The following is a 26,547-nucleotide window of genomic DNA, read 5'->3' as shown; positions in this document are numbered from 1 at the left end:
ATGACAGAGCCCAGCACAGAAATTTTAAGCCTGTACCACCGCAAAGTTTCATTAGGAGAGCTTGTTTTTGATGCGGCGCAGCACCAAGCCGTGAGTGCGTTACAGTCTTTGAGTGAGCAATTAAATCAGCCAACAAGCTGGTGGCAAAAAGCACGGTTAATCAAAGGGGTATATTTATACGGTCCTGTTGGTCGGGGTAAATCTATGCTGATGGATTTATTTTATAAAAACTTACCCACAGAGAAAAAGCAGCGCCTGCATTTTCATCACTTTATTGAAAAAATTCATGCTCAATTGGCCAAGTTACAAGGGGATAAAAATCCGCTACAAATAATAGCTAAACAGTGGGCCAAAGAGATAAAGGTACTGTGCTTTGATGAGTTTTTTGTTAGTGATATTGGTGATGCCATGATCATGGCTCGGTTATTTAACGCTTTGTTTGAACAAGGCGTGGTACTAGTCGCAACCTCTAACGCAAAACCCGAGCAACTTTATTACAACGGTTTGCAACGCGCGCGATTTTTACCAACTATCGATTTAATAAATGCGCATTGTCATGTAATTAACGTAGCGGGGGAGGAAGACCACCGCTTCAGGTACGTTAGAAGCAGTCGTCATTATTTTATTAACTTGCCCCACGCGGAATTTGAGGCTGGGTTTTTATCCGCATACCCTCAAGCAACGCGTGATAATACAATGACTGTGCATGGCCGAGCACTCTCCTATTTATTAAAAACTGACGATGCTTTACTGATTGATTTTATGGCATTGTGCTCAGGTCCTCGCAGCGCCAATGACTATATGTTTTTAGCAGAACAGTTTTCGGTAGTATATATCGCGAATGTGCCAATAATGGGAAAAGAGGCAACCGGTAAGGTTATTGTGCATGGTATAGAAGATAGCTATCAGCGAGAAAAGCAGCAATTGGATGAGCATACTCTTGATGATGAAGCACGGCGTTTTATTGCCTTAGTCGATGAGTTTTACGATTGCCACAAATTACTGGTAATTAATGCCCAGGCCGACATAAACGAGTTATACCAAGGTAAAAAGTTAAGTTTTGAATATGCGCGAACCCAGTCACGGATTGTAGAAATGCAAAATTGGTAAGTACAACATTAAAACACCGCATTTAATTTAAATGCGGTGTTTTAATTTTAAGCTGATAACTTAAAGAAGCCTTTATGACTTATATCCATTTGGATTATTTGATTGCCAGCGCCAAGTATCTTGCATCATGACATCAATACCACGCTCAGCTTGCCAACCTAGTTCACTAAGGGCTTTTTCTGGCGCAGCATAACAGGCTGCAATATCACCTGGGCGACGAGGTGACACCGCATAAGGGATTGCTTGGTCGCTAGCCTTAATAAACGCATTGACCATTTGTAATACTGAATAGCCGTTACCTGTACCAAGGTTATAAACAAGCGCACCGGTTTCTGCGGCTATTTTATCAAGTGCTTTTAAATGCCCTAGGGCTAAATCTACAACGTGAATGTAATCACGAACGCCAGTACCATCAACCGTATCATAATCGTCGCCAAATACAGCAAGTTGCTTTAATTTGCCAACCGCAACTTGTGAAATGAAAGGCAATAAATTATTAGGAATACCATTAGGGTCTTCACCAATCAAGCCTGACTCATGTGCACCGACAGGATTAAAGTAGCGCAAAATAGCAAACGCGAAGCGCTTATCTGATTTAGCGATATCTTGCAACATCATTTCAACCATTAGTTTAGACGTACCATATGGATTGGTTGTACCGCCAACGGGGAAGTCTTCGCGTATTGGTAAGCTTGCTGGGTCGCCGTATACAGTGGCGGATGAGCTAAATACCAGTTTGAATACACCTGCATCACGCATAGCATCAACCAGTGTTAGTGTACCTTGTACATTATTTTGATAATACTCAATGGGTTTTACGACCGATTCTCCCACGGCTTTTAGGCCAGCAAAATGAATCACACTTTCAATGGTATGCTTGGCAAATACCGAGTCTAAAAAGGGTTTATCTAAAATATCACCTTGATAAAAAGTAATTGCTTTGTCAGTTATTTTTTTCACTCTTTCAAGTGACTCTTCAGAGGAGTTACTTAAGTTATCAATCACGATAACGTCGCTGCCTTGCTGTAAAAGTTCTAAAACGGTGTGTGAGCCAATATAGCCTGCGCCACCGGTTACTAAAATTGCCATGAATGCTCCTTGGAAACCTCTGTTCAATTAAGTTAATTTCACCATAAATACTGAGCTTTTACATGTATTATTTTGTTTGTTTTGCAATCGTAACATCGCAAGCTGTACTTTTGATTACATTTTGTGCAATTTTAATAACACCGCAGTAGAAAGATTAAGTTATAGTTCATATGTAATTGCTAAAGTTAGGTATAGCAATTTGTAAAATATTTAGTTGATTATAATGATCAGCATACTCGTTGGAGAAACGTATGAACTCAGTTAAAAAAATAGCAATGTTGATATTTATTGCACTACCGAGTGTTGTTTGCGCGGGTGAGGCACAAGTTAAATGGCATGACTTTAATGATTATCGCGATGTACGCCCATCAAACCAAACTAAAGGCTCATACCATAAGCAAATTGCCAAAAATATTGATGAGCACTTTGCAAAGCTCAGTGAGCAGCTTCCTAAAAATTATAGTTTAAAAATTGAAGTAACCGATTTAGATTTAGCTGGTGACGTGCGCTATGGCGGTGTTAACGAAATTCGGGTGGTTAAACCCATTCACTTTCCACGGATTGAATTTAACTATGTGCTTAGTAATGAAAGTGGTGTTGTCGCACAAGAAGACAAAGTGAGCTTAAAAGATATGGGCTTTATGGATAAAATTAAAATGGGTCGAGACGAAGCATTTTACTATGAAAAACGCTTATTAACAGAGTGGTTTGGTGAGCAAATTTTACCGCGTATCTAACTAATAATGCAAAGCATCTACTTTGGTAGATGCTTTGCAAGTAAGTCGCTAATTTTTATTTAAAGGTCGCTAACAGCGTTAGTAAATTTTGTAGTTTAATAACCGCTTGTTTTAGTTTTTCTTCATCCAAACCGTCGCTTGATAAGCTTTCTACATCAGCGGCAACGTCTAACACGTAAGGCTTAAAACGTTTAGCTTCGAAACTAAATCCAGCGTCCTCGGCAAATAAGGCTTTAAATTTTCCGTGACCTTGCTGTTGTAACTCATCGAGTTTTTTGTCAGCGTCAAGTGCCTGACGGTAAACAATTTTTAAGTTGGCGTTGAGTTGTTCAATTATAGAATCCATGGTTTTCCTAAAGCTTAGTGCAATGTTGCCGATAAATACTTAAGTGGGTTGGTAAAGTAATTTACCAATTCAGCGACTATAATACGTGTATTACAGTTAAAAGTCAGGTGTGAGTTATGAATATATCAGGTGGAAATCTACCTACAATGCCTGGTGCAGGCCAAGGCGCAGAAGTATTAACTGCTGCTTTATCTAAAAAGCAACAGCAAGCTGATGGTGCCGCTGCACTGGCACTTATTGAAGGTGCTACACAATCTTCAAGTGCGCAAACACCGGCTAAGTCGGTCACTGCAACACTTGGGAATAATGTAAACGTTTATGTTTAAACTAATTTGAGGTCGATAGGGGTTTTACTTTTTTGACCTCCTATTTCCCGAACTAGTTTAGGCACCAAAAATCCTGGCAGGGCTTCTAAAAGCTCTGCCATTATTTTTATGGCCTGCGCCTCATCTATATCAAAATGACTTGCGCCTTCTACCTTATCCAGTAAGTGTAAATAATAAGGCAGTACGTCCGCATCAAATAGTGCTTCACTTAAGTTTATTTGCGCATCAACTGTATCGTTCACATCTTTTAAAATAACCGCCTGGTTTAACGGTAGCACATCTGCTTTTTTGAGCATGTTCATGGCATTTTTAAAGTCATTATCTATTTCGTTTGCATGGTTAATATGATTAACGAATATAATTTTTAATGGTGACTTTGCTAATCTTTCACATAATTGTTCAGTAATACGTGCAGGAATAACCACAGGCAAGCGGCTGTGTATGCGCATGCGTTTAATTTGTGGTATTTGCTCAAGCTCATCTAAAAACCAGCTAATAGCATCGTCTTTGGCCATTAGTGGATCGCCACCACTTAAAATCACTTCGTTAATATTTTTATCCGATTTTATATAGCTCAATGCATCAATAAGGCTACGTTTATTCAGTTGGTTTTCTTGATAAGGAAAATGGCGTCTAAAGCAGTAGCGGCAATTTACAGCACAACCGGTTTTAAACATGACTAAAACACGCGATTTATATTTATGTAACAGACCCGGTTGATTGTTATCTTGCTCAAGTAACGGGTCTTTATTAAACCCCGATTTAGTCAAAAACTCTTGATGGCGGGGCATAACTTGCAGCAATAAAGGGTCATTTGCATCGCCATGACGAATTTTTTTTATAAAAGGCAATGGCACACGAACAGGAAACAAGCTACGAGCTTTTATGTCGTTTTCATGGACTTGGCTCGATAAACCAACCATTTCTAACAACACTTTTGGGCAGGTAACTACATTTGCTAATTCTTTTTGCCAGTTTTTATGCAAATTTGCTTCATTTCTTTGTATCATTGGCACGTAGATTACTCGAAAAATATAAATAGAGGAAACGATGGCGAATTATAGCACCAACGAGTTCAAGGGCGGCCTAAAAATTATGATGGACGGCGAACCTTGCAGTATCTTAGAAAATGAAATGGTAAAACCGGGTAAAGGCCAAGCGTTTAACCGTGTTCGTATCCGTAAGCTTATCTCTGGCAAGGTACTTGAAAAAACCTTTAAATCGGGTGAATCGGTTGAAGGTGCTGATGTAATGGATACCGATTTAGCGTACCTATATACAGACGGTGAATTTTGGCATTTCATGAACAATGAAACATTTGAACAAATCGCTGCTGACGAAAAAGCACTGGGCGATGCTGGAAAATGGTTAGTTGAAAACGATGTATGTACTATTACATTATGGAACGGCAGCCCAATTGCTGTAACTCCACCAAACTTTGTTGAGCTTGAGATCACTGAAACTGATCCGGGCCTTAAAGGTGATACAGCAGGCACGGGTGGTAAACCAGCAACGCTTAGCACAGGTGCTGTAGTACGTGTTCCATTATTCGTACAAATTGGCGAAGTGATTAAAGTAGACACTCGTAATGGTGAATACGTGAGCCGTGTTAAGTAAGCAGCAACGCGTCTTATTAATTAAATCCCGGCTTAAGCTGGGATTTTTTTTGGAGAAAATATGTCAGCAGATCTTTGGAAGCCGAGTGCCAGCATAGAAATACTTAAGCAACGCGCAGCAATTATGCGCAGCATTCGGGAATTCTTTTATGAGCGTAATGTAATGGAAGTCGAAACACCGAGTTTAAGTGCTGCCAGTGTAACCGATGTGCATTTAGCCAGCTTTGATACTACATTTGTCGGCCCAGGTCATGCTGGTGGGCTTCCCCTGTTTTTGCAAACATCTCCAGAGTTTGCGATGAAACGCTTGTTAGCGGCCGGCTCAGGCGCTATTTTCCAGCTTTGTAAGGCATTTAGAAATGAAGAAGCGGGCAGTCATCACAACCCTGAATTTACAATGCTCGAATGGTATCGTCCTGGGTTTGACGAATTTGCTTTAATGGATGAAATAGATGAGTTGATGCAGCTTATTCTTGAGGTTGCGCCTGCAGAGCGGATTACCTACCAACACGCATTTGAACGCACGCTAGGGCTTGATCCATTAACTGCCTCTATCACGCAGCTACAACAACTCGCATGCGAACATGGCTTTGCTGATATTGCTAAAAACGAGACTCATAAAGATACCTTACTGCAATTATTATTTTGTATGAAAGTAGAGCCGACTATTGGTCAAGAAATCCCCTGTTTTGTGTATCACTTTCCCGCATCGCAAGCGGCACTTGCACAAATCTGTGAGCACGATCAGCGAGTTGCAGGGCGCTTTGAGCTTTATTATAAAAATATGGAGTTAGCCAACGGCTTTAATGAACTCACCAATGCCAAAGAGCAAGCAAAAAGGTTTAACCAAGATAACGCCTACCGCGCTGCTAATGGCTTAAAACAAGTACCTATGGATACGCGTTTAATTGCCGCATTAGAGCATGGTTTAGAGCAATGTGCGGGGGTTGCATTGGGAATTGATAGACTCGTGATGCTAGCAACCAATAAGCAAAAAATAAAAGAGGTGATTGCGTTTGATGTGGCAAGAGCTTAAAGCAGCTAATAGCTTTTAGCGGTCAGCTATCAGATAAAAAAACACCGCGTTTGCATTAAACGCGGTGTTTTTTTTATTCTCGAACTGACAACTGGTCGCAGTATTACAAATTAAGTGTAAACGTAACACCGGCTACGCGAGGCTCGCCTAATTGTGTGTAAGTTTGGGTTGCGTAACCATCTAACGGGTTGTTGCCAAATTCAAAACCGCGAGTTGGAACGGTTTCATCAAACACATTACGTGCCCATGCGCGTACAGCCCACATATCGGCTTCGTAACCAATGCTTACATTCACTAAGTTTGTGTTTGGAGCTTGTGCATTATGGCTATCGGAGAAGTAATAATCATCTTTACCTTCAACACCTAACATAGCATATAACTCATCAGTAACATTGTAGCGTGCACTAAATGCATATTGATATTTAGGCGCTTGTGCTTGCTCACGACCGTCTTGATTTAAACCAGATTTAGTAACAAAGTCATTAATTTTAGTGTCTAAGTATCCGGCACTTCCGGTAATAAATAAGTTTGGTGTTAGTTGATAGCTGCCTTCAATTTCAAGACCATAGTTACTGCCAGAGCTGGCATTGGCGACATAACCGGTAAATTGTTGGTCTGATACTTGCCACGACTTTAATTGAATATTGTCACGGTGCATATAAAATGCAGCTAAACGCAGGGTAAACTTATCATCCAATGAGCTGCCTTTAACACCAAACTCACCACTCCATAAGTACTCTGGATCAAAGCTAGTATGCTGTTTGAAAAAATCAGCATCTAAACTTAACCCTTCATCTTTTGCTTTTGCTAGCGCTTCTGAATTAATCCCACCGGCTTTGTAACCGCGCGTGATACTGGTATAAATCATGGTGCGGTCAATAACTTGGTATTCAAGTGCAACCTTGCCACCGAGCATAATATCGTCAGTTTCTTCAATAAAACCGTTACTATCTGTGTAATCACCTTGATATTGTTCAACACGTAAACCGGTAATAAGCGTAGTTTTTGGGCCTATTGCTGTGGCTAATTGGCCATAAGCTGCCATGTTATTGGTTTCATAGGTTGAGGCAAATGGATTGGCTAACCATGTATATTGACGCTCAAGGTCAACATCGCGGTTTTGATAGTAAATACCCGCCACCCAATTACCTGTTTTGCCATTAAACTGCAGATCGAGCGCTTGATCATCACGATCGCGGCTATAAATATCTGTTGAGCTATAACCATCGGGGTGCAGACCGGAAGCACATAATTGCGGCTTACTTGTATCGTTACATACCCAGTCTTCATCAAAACTATAAAAAAGCTCAGTATCAATGGCTGAAAGGTTTAAGCTGACATCAAAGGCGTCAAAACCGGTGTAAGTATTATTAAGGCCAACAGCATAGCTTTGTTGGTTATCTTCGCCCGGTTGATCAGCAAGACTGTTGCGAGAATTATCAAGGGTAAATGCATCATAACCGTTATTGATATCGATATAGTGCAGGTTTAGCTCTGAATTTAAATGAGCTGTGAGTTGGCTATTTAATTTAAAGCGGGCAACTTGTTCATCTTGATTTTGTGTTTCATCATTTAAATAGAGGTTGTTTACGTAACCGTCAGATTTTCTGCGAAAGTAGCTAGCGCGTGCACTGGTATCATCGGTTAAACCTGTGCTAGCAGCAACGCCTGCTTCATGGCTGTTATAAGTGCCAGCACCTAAATGTAATTTTAAACTAGGATCGTTGGTAGCAGATGCTGACTGCATTTGAATCATACCCGCCATGCCATCGGCGCCAAAACGTGTACCTTGTGGGCCGCGGTAAATTTCTACTTGGTCAATATCAAATAATAATGAGCTGCCACCAAGGCCAGAATAATTTATACCGTCAATCACTAAACCGACAGATGGGTTAATTGGGTCGACGAATTGTGAACGAAGTCCCACCCCTCTAATTTGAATATAACGTCCGCGCGAGGCGCCTGAAGCAAAATTCACATTTGCAGCGCTTGCTAGCATTTCATCTAAATAAGTAGCCCCTCTGAGATTTACTTCATCCTCAGAAAATAAACTTGCGCTGGCACTTAACGTTTGAATGCTTTCTTTTTGAAAGTCACCAGTAACAATGATTTTCTCTAGGTCGGTGTCATCTGCATTGGCGTAGATTGGGGCACCGAATAGTGGTAATAACGTGGCTGTAATTAAAGACAAACGTAAATTCATTAGGTTACTTAACTCCATTTTAGGGACTTGTATGGTAGCAATTATTTCAACACTTGTGCTATAAACGCGGCAATTATACGTTAAATAATTTGGATTACTAATATGACCTTTAAAGTAGACTTTAAAGTGCGTGACTACGAGTGTGACCTACAAGGTATTGTAAATAATAGTGTTTATTTTAATTATCTGGAGCACGCTCGTCATGAGTTTTTATACGCACAGGGTGTTGATTTTGCACAACTTGCCAAAGATAAAATTAACTTAGTGGTACTTCGCAGTGAAATGGATTACAAGCAGTCTTTAAAGCCAGCGGATGAATTTTATGTAGCAGTAGAGCCTGTACGCATTAGTCGCCTTAAATTTGCGTTTAAACAAACGGTAGTTCGCAAATTAGACGAAAAAGTGATGCTCAATGCCTTAGTAATAGGTACGTCGGTTAACGAGAAAGGTCGTCCATTTTTACCACCACAGATAGATAACTTATTCCAAGCAATTGCTTAATTCCAAATAGCACTGCTTTTAAACTAGCTTAGAACAAAAATTTACATTTAAAACATGCATTTTTAACGGATAAACCTGACAAATATTGATACTATTACATTAATTAGACAATAAGTTAGTAGTAACATGAAATTAGCAGCAATACCGATGCTTGTAATCGGTTTATGTGTTGGTTGCGCATCAACAGGGACAGTTACCACTGAGCAGCTAAAATATACACAATGGCAATTATCAAAGGTTGATGGTTTGGCTATTCCCGCATCTTTTAAAGCATCAATGAGCTTTATAGAAGCGCTACAAATAAATGGCTTTGCCGGATGCAATAAGTTTTTTGGTGAAGGTTCGCTTGAAGATAGCAGCTTGAGCGTAAGTAAATTAGGAATGACACGCAAATCATGCGGCCCTGAACTGGATGAGTTTGAACAGCAGTTTTTACAAGCGCTTAAGCAAGGTGCCGAGCTTAACCTGCAAGACCAAAAATTGGTGATGCAAGGCGAGCAAAAATTTGTGTTTATCCCTAAGTAAATTTTACACATTTTGAAAAACAGCCCCTTGCGGGGAATTTTCAACTGGCGTACACTCATAGCAGATTTGATTAAAACATTATCAAATCAACGAACAATTTAACTACTTGTCGGAGTGCCTAAGTTTTATTTAGGCTGAGATCGCGAAAGCGGGATCCGTGAACCTGATCAGGTTAATACCTGCGTAGGGAACAAGCTGCCTAAACGGGACGCTTGTGCGTCTTTTTTTATGCGTACAACAAAATCAAACCCGTCAATTTAGGCTGCAAAGTGGCATAAAGCTACTTTACGATCTTTCTCTATTCCATTGGAATATCTGGCAAGACAACCCTTAAGCAATGAGGTAAGTCATGTCAAACACTACAAAAAAATCGTCGCGCCGCGAAACCCGTGCTGCTGCATCTGACTATATTTATAACCTAACGGGTCAACCATTCCCAAGCTCTCATAAAGTGTATGTTGAAGGAACCCAGCAAGGCGTGCGTGTAGGTATGCGCGAAATAACATTAAGCGATACATTCATAGGTGGCACAGATGAAAACCCTGTGTATGAGTCGAATGAGCCGCTGCGTGTTTACGATACATCTGGCCCGTATACCGATCCTAATTTTGAATTAGATGTACGTAAAGGGCTTGATAAATACCGTGAGCAGTGGATTGAAAGCCGTGGTGATACTGAAGTACTTGAGTCAGTTACCTCACAGTTTGCGCAGCAGCGTATGGCTGACGATGGGCTTGATCATATTCGCTTTGAGTATTTACCAAAAATTCGCCGTGCAAAAGCGGGTAAAAACGTAACGCAAATGCATTATGCCCGCCAAGGGATAGTTACCCCAGAAATGGAATATGTAGCGATACGTGAAAACATGGGGCGTGCGCAAATACGTGAAGAGTTACTAGCTGCGCAGCATAAAGGGGAGTCGTTTGGCGCGAGTATTCCTGAGTTTATTACTCCTGAATTTGTGCGTGCTGAAATAGCGCGTGGTCGCGCTATTTTACCTAACAATATTAATCACCCAGAAACCGAGCCTATGATTGTTGGTCGTAACTTTTTAGTTAAAGTTAACGCCAATATAGGTAATTCATCAGTTGGTTCATCTATTGAGGAAGAAGTTGAAAAAATGGTGTGGTCAACCCGCTGGGGTGCCGACACCGTAATGGATTTATCAACTGGGCGCTACATTCACGAAACCCGCGAATGGCTAGTGCGTAATTCGCCAGTCCCTATTGGTACTGTACCCATTTATCAGGCCCTTGAAAAAGTAAATGGCGTAGCTGAAGACTTAACGTGGGAAATATTCCGCGATACTTTAATTGAACAAGCAGAGCAGGGAGTTGACTACTTTACTATTCATGCCGGCGTGCTTTTGCGCTATGTCCCTATGACAGCAAAACGCGTAACCGGCATTGTGTCGCGTGGCGGCTCTATTATGGCCAAATGGTGTTTAGCGCACCATAAAGAGAACTTTTTATACACCCACTTTGAAGATATTTGTGAAATTTTAAAACAATACGATGTGTGTTTTTCACTAGGGGACGGTCTGCGTCCGGGCTCTATTGCCGATGCTAACGATGAAGCGCAATTTAGTGAGCTTCGTACCTTAGGCGAACTGACTAAAATAGCTTGGAAGCATGATGTACAAGTGTTCATAGAAGGCCCTGGGCATGTGCCTATGCATATGATCAAAGCCAATATGGAAGAGCAACTTAAACATTGTGACGAAGCGCCCTTTTATACCTTAGGCCCACTCACCACTGATATTGCACCGGGGTACGACCATATAACCTCAGGGATTGGGGCTGCGCAAATAGCTTGGTATGGCTGTGCCATGCTGTGTTATGTAACACCGAAAGAACATTTAGGTTTGCCAAATAAAGAAGACGTTAAAGAAGGCCTTATCACCTACAAAATTGCCGCTCATGCCGCCGATTTAGCCAAAGGTCACCCCGGTGCACAAGAGCGAGACAACGCCCTATCAAAAGCACGCTTTGAATTTAGATGGCACGACCAATTCAACATTGGTTTAGACCCTGTTCGCGCTCGTGAATACCATGATGAAACACTGCCGCAAGAATCAGGAAAAGTAGCCCACTTTTGCTCCATGTGTGGCCCTAAATTTTGTTCGATGAAAATAACCCAAGAAGTACGCGACTACGCCAAAGATCTAGAAGCGCGCGGTATTGATCCTAATAACGTGGGTGATGCCATTGAAATCAAAATGGTTGATGTAGAGGCCGAGATGAAAGCTAAATCTGAAGAGTTTAAGCAAACAGGCTCAGAGATTTACCATAAAGCAATATAAAATAGGTTGCGAGTTGCGAGCATCGAGTAGCGAAATGTTTATCTTAACATCTTGTTGCTCGAAGCCAGAGACCCGCAGCTCGCAGCTAAATGTAGGAGTGTTTATGTTTTATGACATTGCTGTGGTGGGCTTTGGTTTAGCGGGGCGGTTGGCGGCGCTTGAATTAAGTAAGCAGCACCGTATTACTGTATTTGAAGCTGATGACGAGCATACTCAAAATAGTGCGGGTAAAGTGGCGGCGGCTATGCTGGCACCACTAGCTGAGTCGGTTATGTGTGAACATGATTTAGCACTATTGGGAGTAGATTCTATTGCTCGCTGGCCTGCTATTTTAGATGAGTTAAACAGTGAGGTGTTCTTTCAACAGCAGGGCACCTTAGTGGTTGCTCACCCGCAGGATAAAGGTGACTTACAAAGTTTTGCACAGCGAATAAAGCCGTTACTAAATTTTAGTGCCAAAGCGGTTAATACGCAGCAAATAGCGGATTTAGAACCTGAGCTTACAGGGCGTTTTAATCAAGGGCTATTTTTACCCGGTGAAGCGCAAATAGATAACCAAGCCTTTTATAAAGCCAGCTTTAGGTTGCTAAATAAGCGCAAAGTAAAGTTTGTGTTTAATCAACGCGCCAGCATCTTTGATAATAAAGTGAATAATCGAGAGTTTGATTACATTATTGATTGCAGAGGGCTTGGAGCTAAACAAGATCAGCCACTTCGAGGTGTGCGCGGGGAAGTGGCAAGGTTATACGCCCCTGAGGTTAACTTAACGCGGCCTGTGCGATTAATGCATCCGCGTTACCCTATTTATATTGCACCTAAACCTAATCATGAATATGTCATAGGGGCAACGGAGATCGAATCGCAAGATACAGGACCTGCAACTGTGCGCTCAACCCTTGAACTATTATCGGCGGCCTACACTGTTCATAGTGGCTTTGCCGAAGCGCGATTATTAAATATTCAAACAGGCTTACGCCCAGCGTTTAGCGATAATCGCCCACAGGTAAAAAAAACGAGCAAGGTTATCAGTATCAATGGCTTGTATCGCCACGGCTATATGTTGGCACCCGCGCTTGTGGCACAAGCATTATCGCAAATAGAGTGAGTATTAAATGAACATTACAATTAATGGTGAGCCTTTAAATGTGACTAGCCATACGCTGCTGGAAATAGTAAAAAACGTGGGTGCAATGGCGCCTTATGCCGTGGCTGTAAATGGAGAGTTTATTCCTCAGAGTCGCCATAGCCACGTTGTTATAAATGAAGGTGACAGTATTGAGTTATTGTCACCTATCCAAGGTGGATAGTGCTATGCAAAGCAAAGACTGTTTAACAATTTATGGTGAGCCAATCAATAGTCGCTTGTTAATTGGATCTGCGTTATATCCGTCACCAGATATAATGACGCAATCAATTAAAGCCTCAGGTGCTGAAATAGTCACCGTATCACTTAGGCGACAACAAAACGCGGCGGCAGGAAATGATTTTTGGCAATTAATTAAAAACACCGGTTTAAAAATACTGCCTAATACTGCCGGATGCCACAGCGTCAAAGAGGCTATTAACCTAGCTAAAATGTGCCGAGAAGTATTTGCTACCGATTGGATAAAACTTGAATTAATAGGCGATGACTATAATTTACAGCCCGATCCCTTTGCATTACTTGAAGCCACAAAAATATTGATTGATGATGGGTTTAAAGTACTGCCTTATTGCACTGATGATTTAGTGCTGTGTCAGCGCTTGAATGAATTAGGCTGTGAGGTGCTAATGCCGTGGGGCGCGCCTATTGGCACCGGTAAAGGATTGTTAAATAGTTATAATTTAAAAACCATTAGAGAACGCCTGCCTAATACAACATTAATTGTTGATGCCGGGTTAGGTTTACCATCGCATGCCTGCCAAGCACTTGAATTAGGGTATGATGCGGTATTATTAAATTCAGCCATTGCAGGGGCGGGTTGCCCAGTGACTATGAGCCGTGCATTTAAAGCTGCGGTAGAGGCAGGGCGCTTTGCATACAATGCCAAAGCAATGCCCGAAAAAGACGTTGCAACCCCCTCAACCCCAACAATGGGTATGCCATTTTGGCATCAGCAGTAAGGAAAGAAAAATATGACAAACGTAGTGTGGACAATTGCTGGCTCTGATTCTGGCGGCGGCGCGGGTATTCAAGCCGATATTAAGGCAATGCAAAGTTTTGGTGTGCATGGTTGTACAGCAATCACCGCGCTTACCGCTCAAAATAGCTTAGGTGTAGAGGCCATTAATGCAGTGTCTACCGATATTATTGAGTCCCAGTTGCTTGCACTTGAAAAAGACATGAAAGCCAAAGTGATAAAAATTGGTATGCTTGCCAATGTGCAGCAAATTCAGTTAATTAGTGAGCACATAAGCCATTACAAAGCCAAATGGCCAACCCCGCCGGTTATTGTGTATGACCCTGTGGCTATTGCCTCAAGCGGTGACTTACTAACAGAAGAAGACACCGTAAGTGCGATAAAAGAATGTTTACTACCGCTGGTGGATGTAATTACCCCAAATACCCACGAAACCCAGTTATTAACGGGTGTGTATTTAATTGGCCCTGCAGCGATTAAAGAAGCGGCGAGTAAGCTGATGGCGTGGGGCGCAAAAGCGGTGGTGATTAAAGGCGGACATTGGGATTACCCAAGCGGGTATTGCATTGATTACTGCACACAAAACGGTGAAGACTATTGGCTAGGTAATGAAAAAATTCAAGTTCCTCATAGCCATGGTACAGGGTGCAGTATGGCGTCAGTAATTGCTGCGTGTCTTGCAAAAGACTACCCGTTAAAAGATGCGTTTATTTTAGCTAAAGCCTATATAAACCAAGGTTTAAAGCAATCAGTTCGCTATGGCGAGGGCATAGGGCCGGTTGCACAAACGCAGTTTCCTACCGATTTAGCGCATTACCCTCAGGTGATTGAACCGGGTAGCTGGTTAGGTGATGAGTTGGATTTTGATGTGCCGCTTGATTTTAATATGGCTGCTGATTTTGCAGCCTGTGAAAGTAAAAAGCTTGGCCTCTATGGTGTGGTTGATAGTATTGAATGGCTAGAAAAGTGCTTACAGCAAGGAATTAAAACAGCTCAGCTTCGTGTTAAAAATAAAACGCAGAATGAGCTAGATGAACTGATTGCCAAAGCGGTCACCTTGGGTGAGCAGTATAATGCGCAGGTATTTATAAATGATTACTGGCAACTTGCCATCAAACATGGCGCCTATGGGGTGCATTTAGGGCAAGAAGACTTAGAGAGTGCAAACTTAGTTGCTATAAAAGAAGCAGGCCTGCGACTTGGTCTCTCTACCCATGGCTTTTATGAAATGCTTCGGGCGCATAATTACCGCCCAAGCTACATGGCGTTTGGTGCTATTTACCCAACGACGACCAAAGACATGACAGGGCAAATACAAGGGCTTGAAAAGCTCAATAAATTTGTACCGCTTATGCAGAGTTACCCTACAGTCGCTATTGGCGGTATTGATTTAAGCCGCGCAACTGAAGTAGCAAATTCGGGGGTTGGTAGCGTAGCTGTGGTACGTGCCATTAGTGAAGCGCCTGATCATGTTTCAGCAATTAGATCACTACAAACCGCGATTAATACGAAATATGACTGATACATCGCAAACGTTAAATGATAAAGAAACCTTGCGTTACAGCCGCCACATATTACTTGATGAAGTGGGGCTTGACGGGCAGTTAACGCTGAAACGTTCAACGGTTGCCGTAGTTGGTGCAGGTGGCTTAGGTAGTCCTGCGCTGCTGTATTTAGCGGCAGCTGGCATTGGGTCGCTTATTTTAATTGATGACGATGTAGTTGAACTGTCTAACTTGCAGCGCCAAGTGCTCTATAAAGTAAATCATTTGGGGCAAAACAAAGTTCGCGCGGCTGGAAAGGTGCTTGCGAGCCTTAACAATCAAATAAATATAATAACCCACACTCAAAAGCTGGATGATACCAACAGTGCGTTGCTCTTAAAAAACGCCGATATAGTGCTTGATTGCTCTGATAACTTTAGTACCCGTTATGCGGTTAATCGCTATTGCATTGCTAATAACACTCGCTTAATTACAGGGGCTGCGCTGGCAACTCAAGGGCAATTAATGGGGTTTGATTTTAGACAAAGTGACAGCCCATGTTATGGCTGTGTTTACCCTCAAAGTAGCGATGCACCGGTTATAAATTGTAGTAATGCCGGGGTAATTAGCCCTTTACTTGGGATTGTTGGGTCAATGCAGGCACAATTAACCCTCAATATGTTGTTAGGTCATTTTAAGGGGAATGTGTTTATAACGTTTGACGCATTAAGCTTAAAGCAACAGCATTTTAAGATGACTAAGGATTTAGCGTGTAAAGAGTGTGGCGGGTATGAGTAATGAAAAGCTTGGCTTTTAACGTGAGTAAGCTCTACGTCTACAAGAAAAGAACACCGCGGTTATTGAAAATAAACGCGGTGTTTTTTTAAGCTCGAACTGACACTACCTATTAATCATCAATTTTTGCAAAGGCAGTGCCTAAACGAGTAACTACCTCTGGGAGTTGATCGTCTAATATTTCTGCTTTGTTCGCACCCCATGCGAGCACAACCGTTGAGCCTAATTTAAAGCGACCCATTTCTTCCCCTTTCTTAAGGGTGATCGCGTTTTCGCCTTTAGTTGGGTAGTTCCAGCTAAACACATCACTGCCAGCTGGTGGAGTCACTGTGCCAGCCCAAATAGTTTCTATGCTGGCAACAATGGTTGCGCCTACTAAAACCATAGCTAGCGGGCCAATTTCAGTTTCAAAAATAGCCACTACACGCTCGTTACGGGCAAATAAATTTGGTACGTTTTGAGCGGTAAGTGGGTTTACTGAAAATAAATCGCCCGGTACATAAATCATTTTGCTTAGCGTGCCATCAATTGGCATATGAATACGGTGGTAATCTTTTGGTGCCAAGTAAATAGTTGCAAATTTACCGCCTAAAAACGGGGTTGTGTCGTCTTGTGATCCACCTAACAATGCTTGTAAGCTGTAATCGTGGCCTTTAGCTTGAATAAGTTGACCATCAACAATGTCGCCTAGTTGGCTAATTGCGCCGTCTACTGGATGAATAATAATTTCTTCATCTTCAACCATAGGACGCACACCGTCTTTTAACGGACGGGTAAAAAATTCATTAAAGCTTTTGTAATGAGCCGGATCTGAATATTTAGCTTCGCTCATATCTATTTTATATTGTTTAATAAATAATTTAATTAATGTGGTTGTTAACGCACCGGCTTTTGCTGCAGCAAGTTTACCTACCACACGAGAAATAAAGTGTTTTGGCATGGCATACTGCATGGCGATTTTAAATTTATCTAAACTCACAGGTTATTCCCTTATTATACGCGGGGCGCACGAGCGCCTGCACGGCCATCGGCCATGGTTTCTAAAATACGGTGGTAGCTTTCAAAGCGTAATTTTGAAATATCGCCATCGGCTACCGCTTGTTTAATTATACAGCCCGGATCGTTTAAATGTTTACAATCTCTAAACCGGCATCCGCCTATAAATTCTCTAAATTCTTTAAAGCACCAAGTGACGCGTTCAACATCTAAATGCCATAGGCCAAATTCACGAATTCCCGGTGAGTCAATTAAATTACCCCCACTCGGTAAATGATGAAGGCGTGATACCGTGGTGGTGTGCTGGCCAAGCCCGCTGTTTTCAGACACTTCTTTAGTCAAAATTTCAGCATCCGGCAGTACAGTGTTAACTAAGGTAGATTTACCCACGCCACTTTGACCAACAAAAATATTATTTTTGCCCGCAAGTACTTCTTTTAACTCATTAATGCCTTCGCCAGTTATATTACTAACTAGCAGCACCTGATAATTAAGGTTACGGTAAATGTCGAGGATTTGTTGTATTTCGTTTAAACCAGCTTCATCAATTAAATCAATTTTATTCAGTACTAAAATGGGTTCGATACCCATGTCTTCACAGGCAATTAAATAGCGGTCAATAATGCTCGGGGTAAACTCTGGCAGTACCGCTGAAACCATTAAAATTTGATCAATATTAGCGGCAATCACTTTAACCCCATCATAAAAATCGGGGCGCGTGAGTTGTGAACGGCGCTCTTGAGTTGCTTCAATAACACCCGCTAAATCACCTTCACTTACTTTTGCACGGCGAAACAATACTTCATCGCCGCAAACCAAGTTCGATACGGTACGACGAATATTACAACGTAATACATCACCGTTTTGTGTTTCTACATCGGCATGTTGTCCAAAGCGGCTAATAACAATCGCATTTTCCACTTGACCTAAATTATCTGTTTGCCATTCTTGCGCGCCGACTTTTGCCGGTTTTGTATCGGCATTCGATAAGCGCTTTTGATGATTGGCCTTGATCCTACGGGATTGGCCTTTACTTAATTTTTTCTGTTTTGCCACTTGAGGCCTATAACCTGAGTTAAATGCCGAGTTTGCCAAAAAAAGCTTTAGCTCGACGGTTGATGCTAATATGATATATCGAAATGCGTTGGATCTAAAGAAAAGCACCGTTTAAGGTAATTATGACTATTAATAAATCAAATTTAATTTGGCTCGATCTGGAAATGACCGGACTTGAACCAGAGACTGACAAAATACTTGAAATTGCAACTGTTGTCACTGACGCTGATCTGAATATATTAGCCGAAGGCCCAACCATTGCCATTCATCAAAGTGATGAACTACTTGATGGTATGGATGAGTGGTGTACAACTCAGCATGGCAAATCAGGGCTTACAGCGCGTTGTAAGGCAAGTACTTTCGATGAAGCTTATGCCGCTGAGCAAACCCTCGCGTTTTTAAAGCAATGGGTACCAGCGGGTGCTTCACCTATGTGTGGTAACTCGATTGGCCAAGACCGTCGTTTTATGAATAAGTATATGCGTGAGCTTGAAGACTTTTTTCATTACCGTAATTTAGATGTAAGTACCATTAAAGAACTTGCTCGTCGTTGGAAACCAGATGTATTGGCTCAAGTGAATAAAAAAGGGTCACATTTAGCGTTAGACGACATTAAAGATTCGATTATGGAATTAAAGGTTTACCGAGAAAAGTTTTTTAATTTATAAAAAATACTTGCAAAGCACCCTAATTATTGTAGAATCCTGCCCCGCTCAAGACGATAACCCCCGCGGGGTTAGTGTGTTTGAGCTTTGACTTTTGAATGCGGCACTAGCTCAGTTGCCAGAATGTTGAACGCGCCCTGTCGCGCACCAACGGACGAATTACTGACTATTTTGAATGCGGCACTAGCTCAGTTGGTAGAGCGCGACCTTGCCAAGGTCGAGGTCACGAGTTCGAGCCTCGTGTGCCGCTCCAATTTCTCACCAAAAGAAATTGTAGTAGAAATAAAGATTCAAGGCGAAAGGAACAAGGTTTAATTTTGACAGAACCTAGGACCTAGAATCTTCATATAATGCGGTACTAGCTCAGTTGGTAGAGCGCGACCTTGCCAAGGTCGAGGTCACGAGTTCGAGCCTCGTGTACCGCTCCAATCTTATTTACTTTCCAGATATTCATTTTCAAATAGCAAACAATAATCCACATGTGAATCATTATAAATTTAATTTATATAATTTTTATTAGATTTGAAGTACTCAATGGATGCGAACGATCTGTGTTGTAAAACCTAAAACCTAGCTCTAAAACGTTTCGCCTTGCAAAGTGGCAATAATACGCCTAGCCCCGCCATGGTCGCGATGTTCGCCTAAGTATATTCCTTGCCAAGTCCCCAGCGCTAATTGACCATCATTAATAGGTATCGTTAACTCGCAACCTAAAGTGCTGGTTTTAATATGAGCAGGCATATCATCATCGCCCTCATAGTCATGACGATAATAAGGCTGGCGCTCAGGTACAAACTGATTGAAGTGGCTTTCCATATCCATACGCACGGTCGGATCGGCATTTTCATTAATGGTTAAGCTGGCAGAGGTGTGTTGAATAAATAAGTGTAATAAACCTATTTTTAGTTGGCTCAGCTGTGGGAGTTTAGTCAGTATGTCGTTATCAATTAAGTGAAAGCCCCGCGAGCGAGGCTTTAATGTAATCGTGGTTTGCGACCAGCTCATAGCTTATCGAAGCTCACTTCAATGTTTGCATTACCTGCATCACTGGTAAATGGCATAATAATTTTTTTGCCGTCACTTTTATGCGTAATAGTATGGTTTTTACCAGACACAACAATGGGGGTTGCCATGGCAAAGTCATAGCCTTTTTCACCTAATAGGTTTTTAGCACCACCGGTGACCATATTGGTTATTTCGCCGACCATGTCAGTGACTTCTTCATTTACGCTGTCAGGTCGCTCACCTAACATACGTTCCATTATAGTCAGCGCTAAACTTTCGTCGAAGGTTATTGAAAATGAACCGCGAGTTTGGGGGCCAACCATACCAATTAATCCCGATACATCACCACAGGCTACTTCATCGGTTTTAATGCGAGGTTTACCTGGTTTTAACTGAGTTTGAGCCATGGTGCTCAATACATTCATCAAAGAAGATAAAAAGGGATTAATGAACTCTACATTCATATTATATATCCTTAAATTGGTACTGATAGAGGGTATACGTAAAGTATAGCTATAGTCGCTCAGCTATGCTCGACAAGCGTCACATTTACCGTGTGCTTCTATGGTTTGCCCAGAAACTACAAAGCCACTTTCGGCTGCTAAGTTATTGAGCTCATGTGAAATTACTGTTGAATGCAGCTCTTTAACAAACCCACATGTATCGCAAATTAGTAATTGAACAGGATGAATATGATCAAAGTGATGACACAACATGAATGCGTTAGTGCTTTCAATTTTATGAATAAAACCGAGTTCTGCTAAAAAGTCTAAAGCACGATAAATTGTCGCAGGTTTTGCGCCTGTTTCAGTGACTTTTAATTGCTCTAGCAAATCGTATGCACCCACACCACCTTGAGCGCTTGCTAATAAACGAAATACCTTTTCGCGAATAGGTGTGAATCGCGCACCACGGTTGTCGCATACTTGTTTTGCTTTACTTACGAGTGATTCTATATTCATCTTCTCTCATCCTTACTTTGCCGTGATATACTAACATACTGTATTGTAGTTGCAGCGTTTTATTAACCGCTTTTGTGAAAAGGTATTCATTAATGCATGAACTATTAGCCATATTTATTTTCTTTTTTGCAGTTATCGATCCAATCGGCACAATTCCGGTTTTTATCGCCGTAACTCGGGGTGATGACGACAAGTTTAAGCGTAAAGTAATTTTTAAAGCAGTGGGTGTATCTGCTTTAGTACTGTTATTTTTTGTGGTTGCCGGTGAGCAATTACTCAATGTGATTGAGATTCCACTATCGGCATTTCAAATAGCCGGTGGGTTGATCTTATTAATTTTTGCACTCTCCATGACGTTTGGTGAAAGTAAACCCGAAGCTGAAATTAAAAGTGTTCGCGATAGCACTGAAACCGCTATTTTTCCGCTGGCTATACCCTCAATTGCAAGCCCAGGCGCTATGTTAGGTGCGGTATTAATGACGCGTAATGAAGAATATACTTGGGTTGAACAAATGATTACCTCATCAATGATGCTGGCCGTTTTAGTGGTGGTACTTATTTTGTTATTACTTGCTACGCATGTACATAAAATAATAGGTGATAGTGGGGCAAGTATTATTAGCCGAATTATGGGGTTAATTTTAAGCTCAGTCGCAGTAACGAATATTTTAAATGGTATCGCACAATACTTTGGCTTGCAGGTGTTTGCTTAATATTGCTGCGCATGGGGCTTTTGTGTAAAATGCAGCGCCTTTTAAGCTGTGCTTAAATTATAAATTTTTGAGGACTACATTTTGGATAAACGTACTTTAAATCGACGCTTTTCTGTTGCCCCCATGCTCGATTGGACTGATCGCCATTGTCGTACGTTTCATCGTAAAATGACAAAGCACACCGTGCTCTACACTGAAATGATCACCACAGGTGCTATTTTGTTTGGCCGTGGTGACTATTTGCACTTTAATCAACATGAAGGCCCAGTAGCGCTGCAGCTGGGGGGCTCAGATCCGCAAGCGCTAGCACAGTGTGCCAAGCTTGCAGGTGAGCGCGGTTATGATGAAATAAACCTTAACGTAGGTTGCCCATCAGATCGTGTGCAAAATGGGCGTTTTGGTGCCTGTTTAATGGCAGAGCCCGAGCTTGTGGCAGAGTGTGTTGCTGCAATGAAAAGTGAAGTCAGTATTCCTGTTACGGTAAAAACGCGCATTGGTATTGATGAGCAAGATTCCTATGAATTCTTATGTGCGCTTATTGAAGCATCGCATAAAGTAGGCTGTGATGATTTTATTATTCATGCCCGTAAGGCATGGCTAAAGGGGTTGAGTCCAAAAGAAAATCGCGAAGTTCCTGAGCTAAACTACCCCCGTGTTTACCAGCTTAAAAAAGATTATCCACAACTTGATTTAAGTATTAATGGCGGTGTTAAAACCATTGAGCAAAGTCTTGAGCATTTACAGTACATAGATGGGGTGATGGTTGGGCGAGAGGCTTACAGCAATCCATTTATGCTAAATGAAGTTGATGAAAAAATATATGGTGATGCTGCTAATACTCAGTCACGTCATGATGTTGTGCGCTCTATGTATGATTACATTGAAGAAGAGATGCGTTTAGGCGCTAACTTTTGGCATGTTGCTCGCCATATGTTGGGTATTTTTCAGGGACAACCCGGTGCGCGTGGTTTTAGACGCCATTTATCTGAAAATGGCCATGGCAAGCAAGCTGATTTGAGTGTTATGGATAAAGCACTAAGTTACGTACCCGAATAACAGATCCTCTGTATAGAAAAAAGCCACCTCAGGTGGCTTTTTTTGATCCCAAATTTTGGTCAAAAGTTTAATTTATTAGCCAATTCGACTTAATTTCATTCAGTGGCGAGTCATTAATTTACCTACTTAAAATAACTTAACCACATGATATTTAATGAAAATAAAACCATTTTAAGTTGTTGGCATAACTCTTGGAATCCAGTTGATGTATAAATAAAAATCATCAGGAGAATAACATGGGCATATTTAACCGCGTAAACGACGTCATTCAAGCAAATATTGTAGCTATGCTTGATAAAGCAGAAGACTCAGAAAAGTTACTCAATTTAATGCTTACTGAAATGCAAGAAGCGCTTAATGAGTGTCGTAGTACGGCAGCTGCACTTTTATGTGAAGAAAAGAGCATTAAACGTCAAATAAGTAACAAACAGCAAGCGCTCGCAAATTGGCAATTAAAAGCTGAGCATGCTGTGAAAAAAAATCGTGACGATTTAGCTAAATCAGCATTAGCCGAAAAACACACAGTTGAACAAAGCATAGGGTGCTTGCAAACGCAGCTTGAAACATTGCAGCAATCAATTGTAAAAATCACAGAAGACTGCGAGCGCTTACAACAAAAAATGATGCAGGCAAAAGCAAAACAAGCACAACTTACAAAGCGTGAAAACGTAGTTGAAGCAAGGGCAAAAATAAATACGCAACTACAAAGCGATAAAGTGGCTTTTGCCTTATCACGATTTGAGCAAATAGAGCGCCGCGTTGAAAGTGTAGAGTCGCAAGTTGAAGCGTATGAGCTCACAGATACTGCGAGCAATACAGCTATGCAAATTGAGTCACTGGTTAAAAATGAAAAAATTGATGCAGAACTGGCTAGTTTAAAAGCAAGTTTAAATACTGCTAATAAACAAACAGCTTAAGGAGATTGTTATGAATAGTTTTAATACACACCGTCGTTGGTACAAAAATACGCTTAACAAAAAAATATCAGGCGTCTGTAGTGGGTTAGCTTACCGACTAGACTTTCCGGTATGGTCTACTCGCTTAGTGACTGTTTTATTATTTTTAAGTTTTCCGTTTGCAGTGGCGCTAGGTTATTTAATTGCTCACTGTTGCCTTGAAGAAAAAGCAGTGTAAGGAGAGCAGCATGAAAACATTCGCCGTGTGCCTAGTTATTGTTGCGTTGTTTTTAATTAATAGCGGTTCAATTATTCACTTTGATGTGTGGCAGTTTCCGCTATGGATCTCAGATATTAGCTGGACAGGTATAGAGCTCATTGGTGCATTAGTTGCTATTATCGTTGTTATTGCGATTGTTGCTTTAGTGACGATGGGGTTAGTTGGCGCGGCGATGGTGGCACTGGCTGGTACTATTTTAGCTTTTTTATTCGGATCATTGATGATTGCTTGGCCGTTATTGTTTGTAGCAGGGCTGTGTTGGTTAATCGCAGATAACAAAAAAGTCGTCTCTTGAGCTTAAATTAGCTGCCTAACATAAGGGAATTATGATAAATTTGAACTATATTTTTTTGTTTTAACAAGGATTTTACTGATGATTAAACAATGTATTTCGATAGCAAGTGCATTAATGGTGGGTGTTTTTTCGTCTTCGTTAATGGCGCACGAAGGACATGAACACGATAGTGTTGTTGCGCAGCTACAAGTAACACATGCGCAAGTAAGAGAGTTTTTGCCGGCAACCAAAGCCAGTGTGGCTTACTTTAGTATTAAAAACCACAGCAATGTACCAGCAACGTTGACTAAAGCGACAATTGATGGCCTAGGGCGTGTTGAAATTCATGAGCACGTTCACGCTGACGGTATGATGAAAATGCAAAAAGTCGAATCATTGCTTATTAAAGCTCACCAACAACTCGATTTTAAGCCAGGCAGCTATCATTTAATGGTGTTTGAACCACAAGAACCGTTAAAAGTAGGTCAAGAACGTAAACTCACGCTATATTTTGAAGACGGGAACCGAGTATTTACCAATGCAAAAGTCGTTTCGTTAGCCTCACAAGCAGAGCCGGTAAAAGCATCGAAAGATCATAGTCATCATTAGGAGGATAAATGTCACAGCATAAAGGAAAAATAATAACGGCACTGGTACTGTTATTTGTCGTGTTTTACGCCATTGCAGTGTACTGGAGTATAGAGCCTTCACGTTTTGATGTTGTGCAAAATGCTAAGCAACAAGCGCAGCAACGCAGTGAAAAACTGGTCACAGGTTATGTAACAACTTCAACACTCATCACTGTAGCTGATACGCTTTTAACTAAATCAGGCGGTTACTTATCAAATGATGTGCTACCACCGAGCGTAATAATGGACAATATGCCGGCCTGGGAGTATGGTGCGCTGGAAATGGTGCGTGATTTAGCGTTGTCTATGCGAAAAGATTTTAGCCGCTCACAATCGCAATCAACTGAACACGAAGCGCTCAAAAAAGCTCAGCCACAATTTAATATCAGCTCTGAAGCATGGGCATGGCCAAGTGCTGAGGGTGAATACCAAAAAGGAATTGATTATTTAATGGTATATCGTTCTCAAATAGCCAATCAGCATGAGCGCGATAGCCAATTTTACTCTCGTGCAGATAACCTACGCAGTTGGTTAAAAGAAGCTGAAAAGCGTTTAGGCAGCTTAAGTCAGCGTTTAAGTGCAAGCGTGGGTCAAGATAAGGTTAACACTGACCTCGCCGGTAACTCTTCAAATACACAGGCCACCTATACGCCTTTACAACAACAAATAAAAACATCATGGTGGGAAATTGATGATGTATTTTATGAGTCACGTGGTGCTACTTGGGCTTTACTGCACTTTTTACAGGCGGTTGAATATGATTTTGCCGATGTGCTTGATAAAAAGAACGCCCGTGTCAGCTTGCAACAAATTATACGCGAGCTTGAAGCAACCCAAGAAACGGTATGGAGCCCAATGATTTTAAACGGTAATGGATTTGGTTATGTCGCCAACCATTCACTTGTTATGGCAAATTATATTTCTAGAGCCAATGCGGCACTAATTGAACTTAGCGAATTATTAGCGCAAGGATAAAAAATGAAAAAGTATTGTATAGCAGCAGCCTTATCAATGGCATGTTTAGCCCCTGTAGCACAAGCCGACACTGTATTGGGTTTATATGTAGGGGTTGATGGTTGGAAAGCAGATAATGACGGTAGCTTTTCTGATAACAATAACGCCCTGCAAAACTTCAACTTTGAAGATGAAACCTTTGTAAGTTATTACGCTGCGCTTGAGCACCCAGTGCCATTAGTGCCAAACTTAAAGTTAAAATACACTGAGCTTGAATTAAACGGCTCAACAGTGCTTGAAGACACATTTAGTTTTAACGGTACTGATTATATTGTTGGCACTGATGTTAATTCAGTGACTGACTTATCGCACATTGATTATATTCTTTACTACGAGATTTTTGATAACGATTTAATCTCAATTGATTTAGGTCTTAATGCTAAGCAGTTTGATGGTGAGCTTGTTGTAACAGGTACATCACAACAAGGTGGCGCTAACTTTACTGAAATCGAAGAGTTCTCTGGTGTTGTGCCGTTAGTATATGGACGTTTTGAAGCGGGTTTACCATTTAGTGGTTTAAGTGTTTTTGCTGAAGGCAGCTTTTTAGCCATAGATGACAGTAAAGTACAAGATTACCAAATGGGTATTGCTTGGGAGTTTATTGATAACCTAGCGGTTGATGTTGCGGTTAAAGCGGGCTACCGCTCTATGGTTTTAGAACTTGATGATGTCGATGATATTAATACTGATATTGATGCATCGGGTCCGTTTGCCGGTATTCAGGTTCACTTTTAATTAAAGTATTATTTTGAGCCACCTTGTGTGGCTCTTATTTTTAAAAGCTAACACACGCTTTAGTCATCTCTGTTTG

General features: G+C 41.3%; 31 protein-coding genes, 2 tRNA genes and 1 riboswitch. Of the genes, 24 read left to right on the top strand and 9 right to left on the bottom strand.

Features of this window, described 5'->3' with window-relative positions; genetic code table 11:
• Positions 1-1,110, top strand: a complete 1,110-nt coding sequence (gene zapE / locus QL984_RS05775) for a cell division protein ZapE (protein WP_024601673.1) — start codon at positions 1-3, stop codon at positions 1,108-1,110.
• Positions 1,111-1,182: 72 nt separating this feature from the next.
• On the opposite strand, the gene galE is transcribed toward zapE, so the two are convergent.
• Positions 1,183-2,199 (bottom strand): UDP-glucose 4-epimerase GalE, encoded by a 1,017-nt coding sequence (gene galE, locus QL984_RS05770; RefSeq protein WP_024601672.1) that lies wholly within the window; start codon positions 2,197-2,199, stop codon positions 1,183-1,185.
• Between the two features lie 251 nt (positions 2,200-2,450).
• On the opposite strand from galE, the gene QL984_RS05765 reads away from it, so the two are divergent.
• The gene (locus tag QL984_RS05765) at positions 2,451-2,936 is read left to right on the top strand and encodes a DUF3016 domain-containing protein (RefSeq protein ID WP_024601671.1); all 486 of its coding nucleotides are present in this window, start codon (positions 2,451-2,453) and stop codon (positions 2,934-2,936) included.
• 55 nt (positions 2,937-2,991) lie between these two features.
• Here QL984_RS05765 and QL984_RS05760 read toward each other — a convergent pair whose 3' ends face one another.
• Positions 2,992-3,282, bottom strand: coding sequence for a hypothetical protein (locus tag QL984_RS05760; RefSeq protein ID WP_010390514.1), 291 nt, complete (start codon positions 3,280-3,282; stop codon positions 2,992-2,994).
• A gap of 116 nt (positions 3,283-3,398) precedes the next feature.
• Here QL984_RS05760 and QL984_RS05755 point away from each other — a divergent pair, with 116 nt between their 5' ends.
• Positions 3,399-3,608, top strand: coding sequence for a hypothetical protein (locus QL984_RS05755; protein ID WP_024601670.1), 210 nt, complete (start codon positions 3,399-3,401; stop codon positions 3,606-3,608).
• Here the strand turns inward: QL984_RS05755 and epmB are convergent.
• Positions 3,605-4,618 (bottom strand): EF-P beta-lysylation protein EpmB, encoded by a 1,014-nt coding sequence (epmB, locus tag QL984_RS05750; protein ID WP_024601669.1) that lies wholly within the window; start codon positions 4,616-4,618, stop codon positions 3,605-3,607. The two genes, QL984_RS05755 and epmB, sit on opposite strands and share 4 nt — an antisense overlap.
• 40 nt (positions 4,619-4,658) lie before the next feature.
• Here epmB and efp point away from each other — a divergent pair, with 40 nt between their 5' ends.
• Both efp and epmA read left to right on the top strand, forming a co-directional pair.
• On the top strand, positions 4,659-5,225 hold the full coding sequence (gene efp / locus QL984_RS05745; RefSeq protein WP_010390517.1) for an elongation factor P: 567 nt from the start codon (positions 4,659-4,661) through the stop codon (positions 5,223-5,225).
• Between the two features lie 60 nt (positions 5,226-5,285).
• Positions 5,286-6,260, top strand: a complete 975-nt coding sequence (gene epmA, locus QL984_RS05740; RefSeq protein ID WP_036955826.1) for an elongation factor P--(R)-beta-lysine ligase — start codon at positions 5,286-5,288, stop codon at positions 6,258-6,260.
• 103 nt (positions 6,261-6,363) lie between these two features.
• Here epmA and QL984_RS05735 read toward each other — a convergent pair whose 3' ends face one another.
• Positions 6,364-8,463 (bottom strand): TonB-dependent receptor, encoded by a 2,100-nt coding sequence (locus QL984_RS05735; RefSeq protein ID WP_036955827.1) that lies wholly within the window; start codon positions 8,461-8,463, stop codon positions 6,364-6,366.
• Positions 8,464-8,565: 102 nt separating this feature from the next.
• On the opposite strand from QL984_RS05735, the gene QL984_RS05730 reads away from it, so the two are divergent.
• From QL984_RS05730 to QL984_RS05695, 8 genes are all read left to right on the top strand, one after another.
• On the top strand, positions 8,566-8,964 hold the full coding sequence (locus QL984_RS05730) for an acyl-CoA thioesterase (RefSeq protein ID WP_008465083.1): 399 nt from the start codon (positions 8,566-8,568) through the stop codon (positions 8,962-8,964).
• A 126-nt stretch (positions 8,965-9,090) separates the two neighbouring features.
• A complete protein-coding gene (locus QL984_RS05725; protein WP_013463956.1) occupies positions 9,091-9,489 on the top strand; it encodes an META domain-containing protein in 399 nt (132 codons plus the stop codon).
• Positions 9,490-9,589: 100 nt separating this feature from the next.
• A riboswitch (TPP riboswitch) is annotated at positions 9,590-9,696 on the top strand.
• Positions 9,697-9,838: 142 nt separating this feature from the next.
• The gene (gene thiC, locus QL984_RS05720; RefSeq protein WP_128583435.1) at positions 9,839-11,791 is read left to right on the top strand and encodes a phosphomethylpyrimidine synthase ThiC; all 1,953 of its coding nucleotides are present in this window, start codon (positions 9,839-9,841) and stop codon (positions 11,789-11,791) included.
• A gap of 103 nt (positions 11,792-11,894) precedes the next feature.
• Positions 11,895-12,896: an FAD-dependent oxidoreductase gene (locus QL984_RS05715; RefSeq protein WP_028834527.1), complete on the top strand. Its 1,002-nt coding sequence runs from the start codon at positions 11,895-11,897 to the stop codon at positions 12,894-12,896.
• Between the two features lie 7 nt (positions 12,897-12,903).
• Complete coding sequence (thiS, locus tag QL984_RS05710; RefSeq protein WP_036955833.1) at positions 12,904-13,098, top strand: sulfur carrier protein ThiS; 195 nt, start codon at positions 12,904-12,906, stop codon at positions 13,096-13,098.
• Between the two features lie 4 nt (positions 13,099-13,102).
• Positions 13,103-13,894 carry a thiazole synthase gene (locus QL984_RS05705; protein WP_036955835.1) on the top strand — a complete coding sequence of 264 codons (792 nt, stop codon included), beginning with the start codon at positions 13,103-13,105 and terminating at the stop codon, positions 13,892-13,894.
• A gap of 12 nt (positions 13,895-13,906) precedes the next feature.
• Positions 13,907-15,433 (top strand): thiamine phosphate synthase, encoded by a 1,527-nt coding sequence (thiE, locus tag QL984_RS05700; RefSeq protein ID WP_024601664.1) that lies wholly within the window; start codon positions 13,907-13,909, stop codon positions 15,431-15,433.
• Positions 15,426-16,193, top strand: coding sequence for a HesA/MoeB/ThiF family protein (locus QL984_RS05695; RefSeq protein WP_024601663.1), 768 nt, complete (start codon positions 15,426-15,428; stop codon positions 16,191-16,193). The genes thiE and QL984_RS05695 overlap by 8 nt, the downstream gene beginning before the upstream one ends.
• 109 nt (positions 16,194-16,302) lie before the next feature.
• Here QL984_RS05695 and asd read toward each other — a convergent pair whose 3' ends face one another.
• A complete protein-coding gene (gene asd / locus QL984_RS05690) occupies positions 16,303-17,169 on the bottom strand; it encodes an archaetidylserine decarboxylase (RefSeq protein ID WP_024601662.1) in 867 nt (288 codons plus the stop codon).
• A gap of 14 nt (positions 17,170-17,183) precedes the next feature.
• Complete coding sequence (rsgA, locus tag QL984_RS05685; protein WP_024601661.1) at positions 17,184-18,242, bottom strand: small ribosomal subunit biogenesis GTPase RsgA; 1,059 nt, start codon at positions 18,240-18,242, stop codon at positions 17,184-17,186.
• Between the two features lie 122 nt (positions 18,243-18,364).
• Here rsgA and orn point away from each other — a divergent pair, with 122 nt between their 5' ends.
• The 3 genes from orn to QL984_RS05670 all read left to right on the top strand — a co-directional run bounded on the left by orn (position 18,365) and on the right by QL984_RS05670 (position 19,335).
• Positions 18,365-18,910 (top strand): oligoribonuclease, encoded by a 546-nt coding sequence (gene orn, locus QL984_RS05680; protein ID WP_024601660.1) that lies wholly within the window; start codon positions 18,365-18,367, stop codon positions 18,908-18,910.
• Positions 18,911-19,084: 174 nt separating this feature from the next.
• A tRNA-Gly gene (locus QL984_RS05675) sits at positions 19,085-19,160 on the top strand.
• A 99-nt stretch (positions 19,161-19,259) separates the two neighbouring features.
• Positions 19,260-19,335, top strand: a tRNA-Gly gene (locus QL984_RS05670).
• 148 nt (positions 19,336-19,483) lie between these two features.
• Here QL984_RS05670 and QL984_RS05665 read toward each other — a convergent pair.
• From QL984_RS05665 to QL984_RS05655, 3 genes are all read right to left on the bottom strand, one after another.
• On the bottom strand, positions 19,484-19,912 hold the full coding sequence (locus QL984_RS05665; protein WP_024601659.1) for a secondary thiamine-phosphate synthase enzyme YjbQ: 429 nt from the start codon (positions 19,910-19,912) through the stop codon (positions 19,484-19,486).
• A complete protein-coding gene (locus QL984_RS05660) occupies positions 19,909-20,376 on the bottom strand; it encodes a chemotaxis protein CheX (RefSeq protein ID WP_013463966.1) in 468 nt (155 codons plus the stop codon). The genes QL984_RS05665 and QL984_RS05660 overlap by 4 nt, the downstream gene beginning before the upstream one ends.
• Positions 20,377-20,439: 63 nt before the next feature.
• Positions 20,440-20,874, bottom strand: a complete 435-nt coding sequence (locus QL984_RS05655) for a transcriptional repressor (protein ID WP_013463967.1) — start codon at positions 20,872-20,874, stop codon at positions 20,440-20,442.
• A 92-nt stretch (positions 20,875-20,966) separates the two neighbouring features.
• Here QL984_RS05655 and QL984_RS05650 point away from each other — a divergent pair, with 92 nt between their 5' ends.
• From QL984_RS05650 to QL984_RS05615, 8 genes are all read left to right on the top strand, one after another.
• Entirely contained in the window at positions 20,967-21,587 is a 621-nt protein-coding gene (locus QL984_RS05650; protein ID WP_008115498.1) for a MarC family protein, read from the top strand.
• A 123-nt stretch (positions 21,588-21,710) separates the two neighbouring features.
• On the top strand, positions 21,711-22,643 hold the full coding sequence (gene dusA / locus QL984_RS05645; RefSeq protein ID WP_036955956.1) for a tRNA dihydrouridine(20/20a) synthase DusA: 933 nt from the start codon (positions 21,711-21,713) through the stop codon (positions 22,641-22,643).
• 236 nt (positions 22,644-22,879) lie between these two features.
• Complete coding sequence (locus QL984_RS05640; protein ID WP_036955837.1) at positions 22,880-23,560, top strand: PspA/IM30 family protein; 681 nt, start codon at positions 22,880-22,882, stop codon at positions 23,558-23,560.
• A gap of 10 nt (positions 23,561-23,570) precedes the next feature.
• On the top strand, positions 23,571-23,777 hold the full coding sequence (locus QL984_RS05635; RefSeq protein ID WP_013463970.1) for a PspC domain-containing protein: 207 nt from the start codon (positions 23,571-23,573) through the stop codon (positions 23,775-23,777).
• A 10-nt stretch (positions 23,778-23,787) separates the two neighbouring features.
• Positions 23,788-24,114, top strand: a complete 327-nt coding sequence (locus QL984_RS05630) for a hypothetical protein (protein ID WP_016900286.1) — start codon at positions 23,788-23,790, stop codon at positions 24,112-24,114.
• Between the two features lie 78 nt (positions 24,115-24,192).
• Positions 24,193-24,702 (top strand): copper chaperone PCu(A)C, encoded by a 510-nt coding sequence (locus QL984_RS05625; protein ID WP_024601351.1) that lies wholly within the window; start codon positions 24,193-24,195, stop codon positions 24,700-24,702.
• A gap of 8 nt (positions 24,703-24,710) precedes the next feature.
• The gene (locus QL984_RS05620) at positions 24,711-25,697 is read left to right on the top strand and encodes a DUF2333 family protein (protein WP_013463973.1); all 987 of its coding nucleotides are present in this window, start codon (positions 24,711-24,713) and stop codon (positions 25,695-25,697) included.
• A 3-nt stretch (positions 25,698-25,700) separates the two neighbouring features.
• Entirely contained in the window at positions 25,701-26,471 is a 771-nt protein-coding gene (locus QL984_RS05615) for a TIGR04219 family outer membrane beta-barrel protein (protein WP_013463974.1), read from the top strand.
• The last annotated feature ends 76 nt before the right edge of the window (positions 26,472-26,547 follow it).

The sequence above is a fragment of the Pseudoalteromonas sp. APC 3495 genome (assembly GCF_030407645.1).
GTDB classification, from domain to species: domain Bacteria; phylum Pseudomonadota; class Gammaproteobacteria; order Enterobacterales; family Alteromonadaceae; genus Pseudoalteromonas; species Pseudoalteromonas tetraodonis.
This window is presented reverse-complemented; position numbering and strand designations above follow the sequence as displayed.